Origin of the sequence: Methanoregula sp., assembly GCF_023227875.1 — an archaeon.
In the GTDB taxonomy this organism is placed as follows: domain Archaea; phylum Halobacteriota; class Methanomicrobia; order Methanomicrobiales; family Methanospirillaceae; genus Methanoregula.
The window spans coordinates 171,039-187,453 of record NZ_JALOCH010000006.1 but is presented as its reverse complement, the minus strand read 5'-3'; the positions used below and the strand labels follow the sequence as shown (position 1 = coordinate 187,453).

15 protein-coding genes are annotated in these 16,415 nt (G+C 60.5%); 10 read left to right on the top strand and 5 right to left on the bottom strand.

Annotated elements, in window-relative coordinates:
• Positions 1-35: 35 nt before the first annotated feature.
• The gene (locus M0R30_RS08425; RefSeq protein WP_292545809.1) at positions 36-1,577 is read right to left on the bottom strand and encodes a class I adenylate-forming enzyme family protein; all 1,542 of its coding nucleotides are present in this window, start codon (positions 1,575-1,577) and stop codon (positions 36-38) included.
• 153 nt (positions 1,578-1,730) lie between these two features.
• Between M0R30_RS08425 and M0R30_RS08420 the strand changes: the two genes are divergently transcribed.
• From M0R30_RS08420 to M0R30_RS08410, 3 genes are all read left to right on the top strand, one after another.
• Entirely contained in the window at positions 1,731-2,063 is a 333-nt protein-coding gene (locus M0R30_RS08420) for a hypothetical protein (RefSeq protein WP_292545807.1), read from the top strand.
• A gap of 164 nt (positions 2,064-2,227) precedes the next feature.
• A complete protein-coding gene (locus M0R30_RS08415; protein WP_292545805.1) occupies positions 2,228-3,187 on the top strand; it encodes a hypothetical protein in 960 nt (319 codons plus the stop codon).
• Positions 3,184-3,492: a hypothetical protein gene (locus tag M0R30_RS08410; protein WP_292545803.1), complete on the top strand. Its 309-nt coding sequence runs from the start codon at positions 3,184-3,186 to the stop codon at positions 3,490-3,492. The genes M0R30_RS08415 and M0R30_RS08410 overlap by 4 nt, the downstream gene beginning before the upstream one ends.
• 18 nt (positions 3,493-3,510) lie before the next feature.
• Here M0R30_RS08410 and M0R30_RS08405 read toward each other — a convergent pair whose 3' ends face one another.
• Entirely contained in the window at positions 3,511-4,077 is a 567-nt protein-coding gene (locus tag M0R30_RS08405; RefSeq protein ID WP_292545802.1) for an isochorismatase family cysteine hydrolase, read from the bottom strand.
• Positions 4,078-4,144: 67 nt separating this feature from the next.
• Here M0R30_RS08405 and M0R30_RS08400 point away from each other — a divergent pair, with 67 nt between their 5' ends.
• Complete coding sequence (locus M0R30_RS08400) at positions 4,145-4,951, top strand: sulfite exporter TauE/SafE family protein (RefSeq protein ID WP_292545800.1); 807 nt, start codon at positions 4,145-4,147, stop codon at positions 4,949-4,951.
• Positions 4,952-5,012: 61 nt separating this feature from the next.
• Here the strand turns inward: M0R30_RS08400 and M0R30_RS08395 are convergent, their stop codons facing one another.
• Positions 5,013-7,430: a CDC48 family AAA ATPase gene (locus M0R30_RS08395; RefSeq protein WP_292545799.1), complete on the bottom strand. Its 2,418-nt coding sequence runs from the start codon at positions 7,428-7,430 to the stop codon at positions 5,013-5,015.
• A 42-nt stretch (positions 7,431-7,472) separates the two neighbouring features.
• On the opposite strand from M0R30_RS08395, the gene larC reads away from it, so the two are divergent.
• The 4 genes from larC to M0R30_RS08375 all read left to right on the top strand — a co-directional run bounded on the left by larC (position 7,473) and on the right by M0R30_RS08375 (position 11,922).
• A complete protein-coding gene (gene larC / locus M0R30_RS08390; protein WP_292545797.1) occupies positions 7,473-8,678 on the top strand; it encodes a nickel pincer cofactor biosynthesis protein LarC in 1,206 nt (401 codons plus the stop codon).
• Between the two features lie 61 nt (positions 8,679-8,739).
• On the top strand, positions 8,740-9,282 hold the full coding sequence (locus M0R30_RS08385) for a GNAT family N-acetyltransferase (protein ID WP_292545795.1): 543 nt from the start codon (positions 8,740-8,742) through the stop codon (positions 9,280-9,282).
• A gap of 142 nt (positions 9,283-9,424) precedes the next feature.
• Positions 9,425-10,102, top strand: coding sequence for a DNA repair and recombination protein RadB (gene radB, locus M0R30_RS08380; protein WP_292545793.1), 678 nt, complete (start codon positions 9,425-9,427; stop codon positions 10,100-10,102).
• A gap of 98 nt (positions 10,103-10,200) precedes the next feature.
• Complete coding sequence (locus tag M0R30_RS08375) at positions 10,201-11,922, top strand: PAS domain S-box protein (protein WP_292545791.1); 1,722 nt, start codon at positions 10,201-10,203, stop codon at positions 11,920-11,922.
• Here M0R30_RS08375 and dapF read toward each other — a convergent pair.
• Both dapF and M0R30_RS08365 read right to left on the bottom strand, forming a co-directional pair.
• Positions 11,909-12,730 (bottom strand): diaminopimelate epimerase, encoded by an 822-nt coding sequence (gene dapF, locus M0R30_RS08370; RefSeq protein ID WP_292545789.1) that lies wholly within the window; start codon positions 12,728-12,730, stop codon positions 11,909-11,911. The two genes, M0R30_RS08375 and dapF, sit on opposite strands and share 14 nt — an antisense overlap.
• A 153-nt stretch (positions 12,731-12,883) precedes the next feature.
• Positions 12,884-13,846 (bottom strand): ribose 1,5-bisphosphate isomerase, encoded by a 963-nt coding sequence (locus M0R30_RS08365; protein WP_292545787.1) that lies wholly within the window; start codon positions 13,844-13,846, stop codon positions 12,884-12,886.
• 56 nt (positions 13,847-13,902) lie between these two features.
• Between M0R30_RS08365 and M0R30_RS08360 the strand changes: the two genes are divergently transcribed.
• Both M0R30_RS08360 and atwA read left to right on the top strand, forming a co-directional pair.
• Positions 13,903-14,763 carry an HAD family hydrolase gene (locus M0R30_RS08360; protein ID WP_292545785.1) on the top strand — a complete coding sequence of 287 codons (861 nt, stop codon included), beginning with the start codon at positions 13,903-13,905 and terminating at the stop codon, positions 14,761-14,763.
• 35 nt (positions 14,764-14,798) lie between these two features.
• A complete protein-coding gene (gene atwA / locus M0R30_RS08355) occupies positions 14,799-16,412 on the top strand; it encodes a methyl coenzyme M reductase system, component A2 (protein ID WP_292545784.1) in 1,614 nt (537 codons plus the stop codon).
• Positions 16,413-16,415 lie beyond the last annotated feature (3 nt).

The following is a 16,415-nucleotide window of genomic DNA, read 5'->3' as shown; positions in this document are numbered from 1 at the left end:
GGTGATTTTGTCGCAGAATATCCCGCCAAATCGGATTAGGAGCGCGATCCGCCGAACTTTTGCCGGAGGTCCCGCCTCAGCAGCTTCCAGCCGTGGACCCGGGGCAGGGCGTCCACGATGATCAGGTTACGGGGGACCTTGTACCCGGCCAAGTGGTCCCGGCAGTAGGCTGTAAATTCTTCCTCGGTCAGGGCGGCGCCGGGCCTGAGCACGACCGCCGCAACCGGGACCTCTCCTTTCCGCTCGTCCGGCACACCGAAGACCGCGACATCCGCAACCGCCGGGTGCCGGACGATCGCGTTCTCCACTTCCGTGGGATAGATCTTCCAGCCGGACATGATGATCATGTCCTTCTTCCGGTCGGTGATGCAGAGGATCCCCTCCGCATCAAGGTCTCCGATGTCGCCTGTCAGGAACCAGCCGTCATGCCGGAATACCTCCCGGGTCGCGTCCGGCAGGTTCCAGTATCCCTTCGCTACCGCCGGGCCGCGGATGGCAACTTCCCCGCTCTCGCCAAACGGCAGCTCTTTCTCCGGGTCAGCCGTGTCCACGATCTTCAGCTCCGTGTAACCGACCGCAACCCCCACGCTCTGGAAATTTTTCGTGAGCTGCGGGAATTCGGGCAACGTCGTGGTGCCTGAACCGATCACGATCGTCTCGGAGAGTCCGTAGGAGTTCGCCACCGGGATATGGTACCGCTGGTCGAATGCCTCCCAGACTACCGGCAGGAGCACACCACCCCCTGAGATGATCGCACGGGCGCACCGGAGGCGCGGCCCGGTGCCGGGCGCAGCATGGACGAGCGAGTGGATGACCGGCGGCATGCCGGCAAGGATTGTTACATTATACTGCTCTGCCAGGGCAAGGTAGCGTTCGAGATCGAACCGCTCCATCATGACATACGTACCCCCGGCCCGGATTGCCGCGAGCCCCCACGAGAGGCCGACATGGCCCATCGGGTAGATGCCAAGGTAGGTATCAACGGGGCGGAGCCGGAGGGCGTCGCGTTCCGTGTCGAGCGCCGTCATCCAGTTGCCGTGGGTGAGCATCGCTCCTTTCGGCTTTCCGGTCGTGCCGGCCGTGTACTGGATGTGGCAGAGGTCTTCGGTCGAGCAGTTGGCCGCCCGCATATTCGCCGGAGCGGGAGGGAATGACTCCCAGGCCACGGTCCCGTCGCACGCCCCGCCGCAGCAGATGATATGGGAGACCGTGGGGGCGTCCTTCCGGATACTGCTGATGACGCCGGCGCCCTGCCGGTCCGTGATCACCGCGATCGCACCGGCATCGTTGAGCACGTGCAGCAGTTCCTCTCCCTTGTAGACAATGTTGGTCGGCACCGCGACCGCTCCGATCCGCCAGAGCGCAAAGTAGCTGATCAGGTACTCCGGCGAACTTTCCAGGTAGATGCAGACCCGGTCGCCCTTCTTCACGCCGAGCGAGAGGAGGCCGAGGCCTACCCGGTTCATCTCGTCCCGGAGCTTTTTATAGCTGTAAGTCTCGTTCCGCGAGGGGCAGACGAGCGCTGCTTTTGCTTCAGGAACGCTCTTTGCATCGAGAAGGGTGGTAACGTTGGACATGATTTGAGTGCCGGTTATTTTTCATACAAAATTGGACGCTGGCGTATATAGTTGTTCATTATACGGGAACCCGCAGCGCGTGTACAGCGGTCTGGCAGGGCTGCGATGCCAAACTATTTCTTCTCTCTGCCCCGAATGATCTGCCGGACAATTATGGCGGAAGAATCAGACCAGCCACAACAGACACCGGGCAGCCAGCCTGCACCGGCTTCACCATCCCAGCAGCACCAGGGACAGCGGAGGCGCGACCGTCGAGACCGGGGCCAGGGCCGGAACCAGGGCGGCCAGCGACACCACCAGCGGAGAGACCCCCGGCAGCAGCCGGCACCGGGAACACCCGCTCCCGCGGCAGTCTCAGGAAAGGCCGCCGATGACGAGGAGGAGACCGGGCGCGAACGTTCCTCATCCCAGCGCCGGCACTTCCGGGGCGGCAGGCAGCCCAAGAGAGTTGTAGAAGAGTGGGCAAACGATATCTACTGCGAATAATCTTCATTTCCCCCATCTTTTTCCGGGTGCAGGAAACACGACACCGGTCTATTCGGATTCCCCGTGCCGGGAAGCCCTGAAAATGACTGAAACGACTTTTTCACTAATCAGCGTCTTTATCAATAATTAAAATAAAAATAGTTCTATTCGTTTTGATGATATCCATGAACCGACATTTCCTTCCCCCGTTCCTGACCGTACTGGTCCTCCTGCTGCTCAGCATGCTGGTGATCAGTGCCGGCTGTCTCAAGGACAGCTCGGTCCATGTCAGTAGTATGACGGTCGGCGCTGAAAAGGTCACGGGCGCTGAGGTCACCATGAACGTGACCACCGATATCCAGAATACGTATGGTGTCTCCTCCGGCATCTCCCGCGTCCAGCTCAAAGCCTATAACACCGAGAGCGGCCTCATGGTCGCGGAGAAGACAAGCGACGCCGGGTTCCTTGGCGTCCGCGGGTCCGGCTCGGTCTCCCAGGCAATTGTCCTCCCCCGTAAAGGCTCCTACCGGCTTGTCAGCACCATCTATGAGAACAACCAGCGCAAAGGGCAGGGCGAGATTACCGTGTACAGCCTTGAGCGGCTCACCCCCGATAACCAGAAGACCGGCCTTACAATCTCTGACATCGACTTTTTAGTCAGGAAGGTGGAGGGCGACCGGGTGAATATCCAGACCGATGTGTATTTCACCAACGATGACCCTCAAGAGAGCGGGGCGTTTACCCTCGAAGTGAAGGCAAAAGAAGAGGATGCCCGACTCCTTGCTGACAAACAGCAGGCAACGGTTGAGAGTATCCGGCCAGGTGCAACGAAAGTATCAGGAGTGACGCTGACGGTCCCCGATCAGTACAACTACGTGTTCGAGGTGCTTGTCTGGAAGGACGATGTCATCATCAAGAGGGGTGAAGGGAATGTGCGGCTCCGTCCCGGGCAGATCGTGAGCAAAGACACGCAGTTTGTGACGAAAGAGATCGAGACCTCGAAGTTCGTCCAGGGTTCCGGTGAACCCGCGTTGTCCCCACAGCCGTATACGACGATGAAATCCCCCGGCTTTGCAGCACCGCTCGCCCTTCTTGCCCTGGGTTCACTCGCCGTCTTCATCCATATACGGAGGAGAGACCCATGAACGCTGAAGAGATCATGCGTCAGGTCCCGGAGAGTCCGGCGCCTGTCGCACCACAGGTATCACCCATGACCGAGAAACAGAAAAATCCCGAGAAGAAGACACCGGGCAGTGAATGGCTCGGTATTATGTATCTCATTGTCGGACTCTTCATCCTGATCGCAACATTCCAGCTCTATTTCGTGATCCAGGAACTGATCAGGACATGGATTTCCGACCAGTTCGTGCCGGTTGCATCGGCGATCTATTACATTGCCGTGATCATTGTCGGCATCTGGCTTCTCCGGGATTATATCCGGAAACAATAATTTTTTTTAACCGTCCCATTAGCCGAGCATGCCGGGCACTTCGGCAGATTGTATAATCCGCACCCCGATATTCTGCATGTCCCGGACATTGGCCCGGTGCACCTCTTCGGACGAAGCCCCGACTGCATCGTCGACCAGTACGACCGGGTAGTTGTACGCAATCGCGTCAAAGACCGTTGTCCGGATACAATTCGGCGTCTGGATGCCCGTCACATAGACCGTTGTCACACCGAGGGTCCGGAGCATCAGGTCGAGCTCGGTCCCGATGAACGCGCTCATCCGGGTCTTGGTGAGCACGTGCTCCCCGTTTACGGGTACCAGTTCATCGATCACTGCCGCCCCGTGCGTGCCGGCAACGGCAAACGGCTGCTGCCTGAACCGTTCCTGCCGGATGATCTCCACGTCCGATCCATCCGGCCGGTGGACCCGCAGGACATGGAATACCGGCAGGGTCCGCTTCCGGAACTCCGTGAGCACGGACTGGATCTTCGGGACAACGGCCCGTGCCCCCGCAACCTTCAGCGGTTTCCCCTCAAGAACAAAGTCGTTCTGCATGTCGATGATCAGGAGTGCTGCTTTACTCATGGTTGTTCCCCGTTAGACTATTGTAGATTCGGCAGATAATAATTATTCAACATTTTTTGAGGATGCCATGGACCCGATCGTACAGTACGTCTGTCTCTTCGTTACCGGCATCTGTGCCGGCACGGCCTCCGGGCTCTTCGGTATCGGAGGGGGAGCCCTGATGACGCCGGTCCAGTACTGGCTGTATTCTCTTGGCGGGATGGACTCCACGCTCGCCACCCGGGTTGCGTTCGGCACTTCGCTTGCCGTGATGATCCCGACCATGGCGAGCGGGGCGCTGGCCCACCACCGCCACGGGGCAGTGAACTGGGTTGCTGCCGTGCCGATGGGAATTGCCGCAGTATTCGGGGGGCTCGCTGGAGGCACGCTTGCCGTCCACCTGCCGGGCATCGTACTCCGGATGTTCTTTGCCACGCTCCTCATCCTGATTGCGATCCGCATGGTCTGGCACCTCCGCGAGTGCCGTACCTGCGAGCCGCGGGGGTCGCCCGGCATCCATCTCGTGCTCGGCTTCTGCATCGGGATCGTATCCGGGCTGACCGGGCTGGGAGGCGGTGCCCTGCTGGTACCGGTCCTGGTCATCCTGCTCGGCTACCCGATCCACCGTGCGGTGGGGACCTCATCGGCCTGCCTCATCTTCTCGGCAGCCGGTGCCGTGACTGCGTATGTCATCAACGGGATCGGTGTCGCAGGCCTGCCGCCGTTCTCGATCGGGTACGTGGACCTCGTGACCTTCGCGATCCTGGCGATTACCACGATCCCGCTTGCCCGGTTCGGTGTGCGGTGTGCGCACAGTTGCTCCGGTAAGAATTTGCAGATGATGTTTGCCGGGCTGCTGATCGTAATTGGCGTCCTGATGCTTCTACACGGATAACTCAAAGAATCCTGATGGTTCTTCTCGTCCTCCAGGTCTGATAGCCTGTCGGAAAAAAAATTTACTGATACTCCGGAGGCTGGACCTGCTTTGGCAGTCCGCCCTTGAAGTGCTGCTGGATCTTGCCGTAGTACTGCCGGAGGTTGTCGTTCATCGTCGGGTGAACCTTCTTCTGGGCCTCGTCGAAATGCTTCTTTGTCACGGTCGCTGAGCCGTCGCGGAGGGCGAGCATGCCGGCTTCGCGGCAGAGAGATTCGAGGTCTGACCCCACAAAACCTTCCGTGATGCCGGCAAGGTCTGCGGCCAGCTGCTCGCGGGCCAGGTCGGTGAAGGTAAGTTTCTTCTCTCCAAGCAGTTCAAGGAACCGCTTCCGCCTCATCCCGGCCGGAAGACCGGTGCTGTCGTCCTTTGCCGGTGTGATGGCTGCCTTCACGTCCGCAATCGTGACTGCCTTGTCCTTCCCGAGCTTCTCGACCAGTTCGCCAAGCGCGTCCTCGTTGAACCGTTCGGTCAGCTGCACGACCTCGTTGAGCGTGGAGCTGTCAAGGGGCATAAACCGGGTGTGGATGCCAATGATCTTCTTCCGGCCCTCCAGATCGGGTTCACCGATATAGACCAGCCGGTCGAACCGGCCGGCCCGCAGGAGTGCCGGGTCCACGATGTCCGGGCGGTTGGTGGCTCCCATGACCACGACGTCCTTGAGCTCTTCGAGCCCGTCCATCTCGGTCAGGATCTGGTTGAGCACGTTGTCGATCACGTGCGAGTCGCTGCTCGTGCCGCGGGCCGGTGCCAGCGCATCGATCTCGTCGAAAAAGATGATCGAGGGGGAGACCTGCCGGGCCTTCTTGAAGACCTCGCGGACCGCCCGCTCGCTCTCGCCTACCCACTTGGAGAGGAGCTGGGGCCCCCGGACCGGGATGAAGTTCGCGCCGCTCTCGCTTGCCACAGCCTTTGCGATCAGGGTCTTGCCTGTGCCGGGCGGGCCGTAGAGGAGGATGCCCCGCGGGGGCTCGATCCCGAGGTCCTCGAACTTCTGGTGATCGGTGAGCGGGAGTTCGATTGCTTCCCTCACCTCGGTCTTTGCAGATTCAAGACCCCCGACATTCTGCCACTTCACGTGCGATACCTCGAGCATCACTTCCCGCATCGCGCTCGGGCCCACGTCGCGCTGGGCGCTCCTGAAGTCACTTGCCAGCACCTTGAGCCGGTCAAGCACTTCTGCCGGGATCTCTTCTGCATCAAGGTCCAGATCCGGCAGGTAACGCCGGAGGGCACGGATTGCCGCCTCGCGTGCAAGGGCCGCAAGGTCCGCGCCGACAAAACCATGGGTCTGCTGGGCAAGGGAATCAAGGCTCACATCCTCGGCAAGCGGCATGCCACGGGTATGGATCTTCATGATCTCGATCCGGTCGGGCTCGCCCGGGACACCGATCTCGATCTCCCGGTCGAACCGGCCGGGTCTGCGGAGTGCCGCATCGATTGCATCGACACGGTTCGTTGCACCGATCACGACAACCTGCCCGCGTTCCTCAAGGCCGTCCATCATGGTCAGGAGCTGGGCAACGACCCGGCGCTCCACCTCCCCGGTCACTTCCTCGCGCCGGGGGGCAATGGAGTCGAGCTCGTCAATAAAGATGATCGAGGGTGCGTTCTCGCGTGCCTCCTCGAAGACCTCGCGGAGCCGCTGCTCGCTCTCCCCGTAATATTTCGAGATGACCTCGGGCCCGGCAATCGAGATGAAGTGCGCACCGCTCTCGCTTGCCACCGCCTTTGCGATCAGGGTCTTGCCCGTACCGGGCGGGCCGTACAGGAGCACGCCCTTGGGCGGCTCGATCCCGAGCTTCTGGAAGAGTTCCGGGTGCCGGAGCGGGAGCTCGATCGTCTCCCGGAGACGCTGGAGCTCGTCTTTTAAACCTCCGATATCCTCGTAACTGAACCGCTTGATACCCTCGAAGCCAGCAGCCGGCTTGTCCGAGAACTCCACGGAGGTGTTCTTGGTGATGATGACCGCTTCCTCGGGCTCGATCTCGACCACCTTGAAGCCGATAATCTGCGGCTGGATGAACGGCATGCCGAGCATCACCGGGACGGTATCGTTCTTCACGACCGGGAAATCGATCAGACCGTTGACAACGTGCGGGTTGTTTGCGATCGGGATCTTCTTCGGGAGGTCCTCGGGTGGTGCAAGCACGACCCGTTTTGCCTCGATCTCGTCTGCGATCTTCGCGACCCTGACCGTGTCGTTGATGCTGACCCCGGCATTGATCCGGGTAAAATTATCGATCCGGATCTTCTTCTGGTTCCAGTCCTCGACCAGTGACCTCCAGACCTTCGCGACAGTCCGCCGCTTCCCCTCGATCGCCACAAGATCGCCGGGCGAGATCTTGAGTGCGAGCATTGTTTCGGGATCCAGCCGGGCCTTTCCGCCACCCTGGTCGCCGGGGTACGCGGAATCCACCCTCAATTGCACTTCTGGCATTACCTTAAAGGTCATATACGCAGGGATTTATAAGTACTGATAATGCGTCTCCTCATACTCGATCCCTTTCACGGCGCTGCGGGCGACATGATCACCGCGGCCCTGCTGGACTGCGGGGCGGACCGGGAAACTGTCGTGCGTGCGATGAAAGCGGTCGTAGCAGAGCCGGCGATCTCCCGCGTGACCCGGGCCGGGATCCAGGCGCTCAGGATCGAGACCAAAGCCCTGCCGGTCCACCGGACCCTTTCCGAAGTACTGGGCCGGCTGGACGGGACTGCCCCCCACGTGCCGGGACCGGCACTCGCGATGGCACGAAGGGTCTTTGAGCGGCTCAACGCGGCCGAGGAAGAGGTGCACGGGGCCCACGTCCACTTCCACGAGGTCGGGGCCGATGATGCGATCGCCGATATCGTCGGGGCCTGCACCGCCCTGCACACGCTGAACGTGGACGGGATCCGGATCCTCCCCGTCACGCTCGGGCACGGGACCGGCAACGGTTCGCACGGCACCTTCCCCATCCCGGCGCCGGCAACGGCAGCCATCCTCCGGCACACGAGCCTTGCCACGGTCTCCGGCATCCATACAGGAGAGCTCTGCACCCCGACCGGCGCGGCACTCCTTGCCGAGTTTGCGGCACATGCGATCAGCAATGAGGCGCTGCCGGCATACACGATAAAGGCAGTCGGGTACGGGGCCGGCACCCGCAACCCCCCTCATTCGCCCAACGTGCTCCGGGCGATGGTTGTCGAGACGACCGGCTCTGCCGGGGCATCCGGTGAACTGCCACAGGATATCGTTGATATCCTTGAGACGAACGTAGACGACGTGAGCGGCGAGGTGATCGCCCACGCGATCGCCCGGTTCATGGACGCCGGGGCCCGGGACGCGAGTGCCACGCCGGTGATCATGAAGAAAGGCAGGCCGGGGTTCCTGGTCCGGGTCATCAGCCTCCCGGAAACGAGCGTGCAGCTCGCGGAGCTGATGGCCCGCGAGCTGGGGTCGCTGGGTATCCGCTGTCTCCCTGCCGTCCACCGGTTCATTGCGGACCGGACAACCGAAGAGGTGGAGATCCGGCTTGGCGGGAAGCGCCGGAAACTGCCGGTGAAACTCGGGTGGATGCATGGCTCGGTATACACGCTCAAGGCAGAGTTCGAGCCGGCACGGGCATTTGCCGCCGAGTTGGATCTGCCGGTCCGCGACGTGCTCCGGATTGTCGAAGAGAAGGCGTGGGAACGATTGAAGAAGTAACCTGCCCGTTCCCCGCGGAATACCACCTCATTGCTTCTCTGAAAAACCGGTTTTACCTGATATGACTTCCTCCTTCCGCACCGGGCGACTCGAACTCATTCCAGCCACCCGGGAAATTCTCGCGGCAGACCTGAACGACAAAACTGAGCTTGCCCGCCTTCTCAGTGCCGGTATCCCTCCCGCATGGCCGCCGCCGCTCATGGACGAGGGCGTGATCCGGGAGTTTATCCGGATGTGTACCGATACGACAGGGCCTGTCTTTGCCGCGTGGTACTGGGTGCTCGATGAACCCGGTGCTACGGGAAGGACACTGATCGGCAATGGCGGGATTGTCGGGTCAGAGAACGATCAATCCGCCGTGGTGCTCGGGTATTCGGTACTGGACGGGTTCCAGAACCGGGGCTATGCCACCGAGGCAGTCGGGTCCATGATCCCGGAGATTTTTTCCTGGCCCGGCATCCGTATGATCATTGCCACGACATACCCGGACCTCGCTGCATCCATCCGGGTCCTGGAGAAGAACGGGTTTGTAAAGGCCGACCGGGTACCTGCCGGAACCGGGGCCGAAGAGGGGACGGTCTGCTATGTGCTTGAACCCGGGTGAGACCGGCAAAACCCGGCATCTCATTTTCATCCACTGCGGTGCCGGGTTTTAAACCGCCCCGTCAGATACCTGAAAGGGAGGAGTATTCAGAACGCTTATCTCTTCATCCAGACGATTCTGATCAGCAAATGACGAGGGGTGCATGTTGAGAACCGAGAAACAATCCAGCGGGAATGCGGCCCTCGACACCCTGCTCGGGGGCGGTCTCGAGCTGCGGACCATCACCCAGTTTTTCGGTGAGCCCGCGAGCGGCAAGAGCACCCTCTGCACGGTGGCCGCGGTCGCCTGCCTCCGGGCCGGCCATGCGGTGGTCTGGATCGATTCCGAAGGGTTCTCGATCGAGCGGTTCCGGCAGGTAGCGGGGGATGATACCGATAAGATCGCGGACCGGCTCTTCCTCTTCGAGCCGGTCGACTTCGAGCACCAGGGCACGATGATCCTCGAGGCAGAGAAGGTCTTAAAGGCACATAAGCCGGGCCTGCTCGTCATGGACTCTGCGACCGCCCTTTACCGTACCGACCTCGAAAAGGGCCGGGACGCGATGCAGGCGCTCACCCGGCAGATGCTCCATCTCCTCGGGTACGCGAAACGCTACGAGATCCCGGTCATTATCACCAACCAGGTGTACATGGACACGGTGAAGAACACGTATTACGGGCTGGGAGGCACTGCCCTCGAGCACCTCTCCAAGGTGATCGTGCGGCTGGAGAAGACCGACACCCCGGGCCTCAGGAGGGCACGGCTGGTGAAGCACCGGTCCCGGCCGGAAGGCGCCTCCATCGATTACGAGATCACCGGGGACGGTATCAGCACCCGCTGATCCCGGTCCCTCGCGGGATGCCCGGCAAAACTTATTTTCATAAAACCCCCGGCCATTGTAATCATTATATCGTTTGAAACGGAATAGTTCCAACACCCATGGCACTGAGGAGGGAGATCACCACCCGGATCACCGATCTTCTGAAGAAGAACCCGAAGGGGCTCAGCATCACGGAGATCGTGAAGAGCGGCGGGATCAACCGGAATACTGCCGGGCGGTACCTGGACAACCTGCTCGTCTCCGGGCAGGTGGAGATGCGCCAGTTCGGCATGGCAAAGATCTACTCGCTCTCCCACCGGTTACCGGTCTCTTCTGTCCTCTCCATCTCATCCGAATTCGTGATGCATCTCGACGCCAGCCTCCGCATTGTCTATCTCAACCAGCCGTTCCTTGACCTGCTCGGGATAAGCGAGAAAGAGATCACGGGAAAAAATATCGAATATTCCGCAATCCCTCGATTCTTTGACGAGACATTTCCGATGGTCCTTTCCTGGATCCACGACGGTCTCGCGGGCACGGAATTCAAGGGCGAACTGGAAGTCCCCACGCAGGGCAGGATCTCTCTCTGCCGGGTTACCCCGATGGTCTTCAACAACGGCCAGAAAGGGGTTTCGGTCCTTTTCGAGGACATCACCCAGAAGAAACGGGGAGAGGCGAAGTTACGGGAGAGCGAGGCGCGGCTGCGCAGTATCATCCACGTGGCGCCCATCGGGATCGGCGTGGTCGCGGACCGCATCATCCTCGAAGTGAATGACCGGCTCTGCAGGATGACCGGCTATACGGAGGATGAACTGGTGGGTCACTCTGCCCGGAAAATATATGCAACGCAGAAAGAGTACGACCGCGTCGGCGAGGTCAAGTACGGCCAGATCCGGCGGACCGGAACCGGATCCATCGAGACCCAGTGGGTGAAAAAAGACGGGACAATCATCGATGTCCTTGTCAGTTCCACGCCCCTGGACCCCGCTAATGAGAGCGCCGGGGTCACCTTCACGGCACTGGACATCACCGAGCGCCAGCGGGCCGATGCCGCGTTGCGCGAGAGCGAGGCCCGGTACCGTTCCCTTTCAGAAGTCTCGCAGGACATGATATATGTCATCGACAAGGATGACCGGGTGCTGTATATCAACAGGCAGGCGGCCGATTTCCTCCGGAAACCGGCGGATGCGCTCGTTGGCAGGCTCCGGACCTCCCTTTTTCCCACGGACATCGCCATCGACCAGCTCAAGGCGCTCCGGCAGGTCTTTGCAACCGGCGAACCGGTAAGGAGCGATGGATCGATGACCGTCGGCGACAGGGTCATGTGGTTCGATCACGCGCTGGTCCCACTCCCGGATGCGGAAGGACGGATCACGTCGGCCCTTGGCGTATCGCGGGACATCACCAAGCGTATTGCCACGGAACATGAACAGCGACAGAACGAGCGGAACAACCGGTTCATTGCCGAACATTCCGTGGATATCATCAACCGGATGACACCGGAGTGCATCTTCACTTATATCTCCCCGTCCGTGACAACGCTGCTGGGATACACGGAGCAGGAGGTACTGGGTACATACGTGCTTGCGATGGTGCATCCCGACGACCGTCCCGGGGCAGTAAAGAATATCGCTGATATCCGCAGCAACGGGCGGGATACCATTACTTCGAGCTTCCGGTTCCGGCACAAGGACGGGCACTACCTCTGGTTTGAATCAACAACCAGGGTTATCCGCGACGCTGCGGGGGAGATCCAGGAGTTCCTGAATATTTCCCGCAACATCCCCGGGGAGGCAGCCAGCCTGAGGACAACAGGAAAAAAAGGGATCAGAACGGGATGATCCCGGTAAAGACCGTAGTGGCGGGGCCTTCCATCTTCGCGCCACCGTCTTTTAAGTAAATCACCAGCGGCCCCCCGATCGTCTCGACGTTTACGACATCCCCGGCAAGGCCGAGCTTGTGCACCATCGCGGCCGATGCCGTTGCCCCGGTGCCGCACGACAGGGTCTCCCCTTCCACGCCGCGCTCGAAGGTGCGGATCCGGATGCTATTCTCACCGGTCTTCTCGACAAAGTTCACGTTCGCCCCCTTAGGGAAGCTCTTGTGGTGGCGGATCTTCGGGGCAACTGTCTCGATGTCAACAGCATCCACCGAGTCCACGATGATAACTGCGTGGGGGACACCGGTGTTCACGGCATGGACCTCGTACCCCTCGATCGTCTCAATGTAGTCGCCTTTCCCGGTCGCCGGGATCTCCTTCCGGTCAAATTTCGGCGTGGTCATCGTGATGGTCGCGGTGAACGCGTCCTCGGAGTATCCCATCGTGACCCCCATCTCGCCGGCAAGGGTCTCCACCGTGCAGGACTCTTTCACGTAGCCGGCGTCGAACGCATACCTGGCAATGCAGCGGATGCCGTTACCGCACATCTCGGCCTCGCTCTCGTCCGGCTGCAGGATGCGCATGCGGAGGCTGCTCTTCTCCGATCGCATGAGAAAGATGACCCCGTCTGCCCCGACACCGAAGCGCCGGTCGCAGTAGCACGCGGCGAACTGTACCTTCATCTCATCCGGTATGACGGTATGCTCCCATTCATCGATCACGATGAAGTCATTGCCGTTCCCGTGCAGCTTGGTAAAATGTATCTCCATTGATTCATCCCCTGCGTTGTCTTCCTGTTCGCACACGCCGTGATGCGGAGCGCGATCGTTGTGTACAGCTCAAGCGTTCTGCCGTTCTATAAAGGCATCGGAATACGGTAGTGTGCCGGTTCGCATGCCGGCGACCGGGCACTGCACGCGATGTCACTCCCCGTTGTTCGCGTTCATGTCAAAGGCAGTATGGAACTCGCCGATCTCCCAGCCCAGATACTCCCGGATGATCACGTACGCCATCTGCGGCGGGATCGCACCCTGTTCCGTGACGATGAGGTCGATAAATTCCGCGGGGGTCACGTCGAATGCCGGGTTCCGGACCGTGACGTGCGGCAGGGTCTTTGCAATCTCATCTGCGAGCACCTCGCCGGGCGGGCGTTCCTCGATCTGGATCAGCTCCCCGACTACGGTCCGGGGCGCAAACTTGTAGGTCTCGGCAGCCACGATCACGTTCACGCGGGCCTCGGAGGCCGTGTGGGCGACCTGGGAGGTCCCGATCTTATTTACCACCGCCCCGTTGACCGTCACCGCATCCGCCCCGACAATCACGAGGTCGACATCGTTGATGAAGGACCGGACCGCGGAGTCGACGATGAAGTTCGTCCTGATGCCGGCATCGTTTAAGGTCCGGATCGTGATATGCCCCTGGTTCCGCGGCCGCACTTCCGTTGCAAAGACCTCGATCTCCTTTCCCTGCCGGTGGGCCTCGATCATGCAGCCGAGCGCCGCTTCCGAGTTGCAGTGCGTGAGGATCACGTCCCCGTCCCGGATATGGCGGGCGCCGAACTCCGCGATCTTCTCCACGGCATGCCGGGAGGAGTTGATGAACTCTTCTGCCCGACGGATCACACTTACCTGTGCCTCTTCGGTGGTCTTCGCTGCACCAAGACCTGCCATCACAAAATGGACCGCGTTCGGGAGCGAGACCGCAGTCGGGCGGGTCGCGACCAGCTCGGCTGCCGCCCGCTCCATATCCTGGCGGAACGCCGTATTGTTCTGTGCCTTGACGGCAAGAGCATGGTCCCGGAGAGCCTCGGCCGCTGCACGCGCAATCCGGCCTGCGCCGCGGATCTCCATGCTCTTTATCTTCTCTGCAGTTTCAGTAACGAACATCAGCTTCATTGATCCAATGCATTATAAAAATACATCAACTTATTGAAGGTCTCATCATGTCGGTTGCCGTAGTCTTTGACAGTGCCGGAACGCTGCTGAATACCTATAGGGTGGCGAAGGATATCTGCCATGCAAAACTGCTCCCCGGCATCGAGACCACGACGCTCACCTTCAGTTCCCCGGACCGGGTGCTCATCGTCCTCCCCGTCCACTCCAAGGACCTCATGGCCGCTTCCCCGGACATGCTCCTCTCGGAATACCTCATCAGCCGGAATATCGGGTTTGGCGTCAGCTGCACGCGGAAGATCCTCACCTCCGAGGATATCGGGGACGTCCTCTATGCCGACCGACGGGCCCTTGTGGGCGACCTCCAGGAATGCATCCGCAACGTATGGTCGGTGTGCAAGGCGGAGATCATGGTCACGCTCAACAGCGGGGCGATCATCAACATGGCGCACAAGGCAGTCGAGTTCACCATTACGGCCGGCGGCTGGCCGTTCGAGGGCGCCAAGGAGACGATCACGTCCCTGCACCGGATGGGCGTCCCTACGTTCATCGCCTCCGGGGACCGGGTCACCAAACTCGAGATCATGGCCGATCATTTCGGCATTCCCCGCGACCGGGTGTACGGGGTCGCGACCCCCACGGTCAAGGCGCAGATCATCCACGACCTCCGGCAGGAATATGACCGGGTGCTGATGGTGGGGGACGGGATCAATGACCTCGCGGCCATGCGGAACGCCGACATCGCGATCCTCACCGTCCAGCAGCCGGGTGACCGTCCAGAAATGCTGTACAAGGCAGCAGACCATGTGGTGAAAAACGTCAGCGAAGTCGTGACCATCGTGCAGGAACTCCTGCCCGGGTCCGGGAAAATTTGCGATCGTGACGGCTGCGGGGTATTACATAAAAGGTAATATCATACCTCTGTCACATTAGATACAAGGGTATTATGAAGGCTCCATTGATCACAGTCGACAACCTCTGCATGGATTTTAACGGCGAGAGGGTTCTCAAGAATATTTCTTTTGAGATAGGCGAGGGGGAGATCCTCGGGATTATCGGCAGGAGCGGCGCCGGTAAGACGGTCCTGATGCACCTCATCCGCGGGGTCGAGCAGCCCCCGACCAGCGGTCGCATCATATACCACGTTGCAGCCTGCGGCAAGTGCGATTACATGGACGTGGCAGGCATGGCAGGAAAGACCTGCCCCAAGTGTGGCGGCACCCTGTCAGCACTCGACGTTGACCTCTGGAACGAGAAGGACGAGACACTGAGACGGCGCCTGATGCGCCGGACCGCGATCATGTTCCAGCGCACCTTCGCTCTTTACGGTGACGACCGGGTGATTGAGAACGTCCTCCATGCGCTCGATGATATCAATTACCCGCAGGAGAAGTCGATCGGCCGGGCCGCAGACCTCATCGATGAGGTGAAACTCTCCCACCGGATGATGCATATCGCCCGTGACCTCTCCGGGGGTGAGAAGCAGCGGGTCGTGCTCGCCCGGCAGCTCGCAAAGGAACCCTTCATGCTGTTTGCCGATGAACCGACCGGGACGCTCGACCCGGGGACGGCAAAGGTCGTCCACTCCATGCTCATCGAGTCCGCAAAGGCCAATAACATGGGCATCGTCGTCACCTCCCACTTCTCGCAGGTGATCGAGGATGTCGCCAACCGTGCAATGCTGCTCGTCGAAGGAAGTATTGCAAAAATGGGGTCGCCCAAAGACGTGATCAGCGAGTTCATGAAGGGGTGCGAAGATACCGAGACGTTCGAGGAGGCGGAGATCGGGGACACCGTTGTCGTTGCACGGGACCTGGTCAAACGTTATATCTCCGCTGACCGCGGTGTCGTGAAAGCCGTCAACGGCGTCTCCTTCGAGGTCAGTACCAAGGAGATCTTCGGGATCATCGGCAAGAGCGGGGCGGGTAAGACCACGCTCTCCGGGATCATCGCCGGACTCATCGAGCCGACGAGCGGCGAGATCAATGTCCGTATCGGCGACGACTGGGTCGACATGACCAAGCCAGGAGTCGACCAGCGGGGGAGGGCGACCGCGTATATCGGGCTCCTCCACCAGGAGTACGACCTCTTCCCCCACCGGACCGTGCTCGACAACCTCACCGATGCGATCGGCCTCGAGTTCCCCAAGGAACTGGCGATGAGGAAAGCCCTCGTGACCCTGAAGATGGCCGGGTTTACCGCCAAGAAGGGCCAGGAGATCTTAAACCGCATGCCCGCCCAGCTCTCCGAAGGGGAACGACACCGGGTCGCGCTCGCACAGGTCCTGATCCGGGAGCCGCGTATCGTGATCCTTGACGAGCCGACCGGCACGATGGACCCCATCACGAAGATCGATGTGAAGCACTCCATCATGCACTCCCGCGAGGAGATGGACGAGACCTTCATTGTCGTGTCGCACGACATGGAATTCGTGCGGGATACCTGCGACCGGCTCGCCCTCATGCGGGGCGGCAGGATCATCCAGATCGGCAAGACTGCCGATGTCCTCGCCATCCTTACCGAGGAAGAGAAGAAGGTCATGAGCCAGCCCACGGCATGAGGT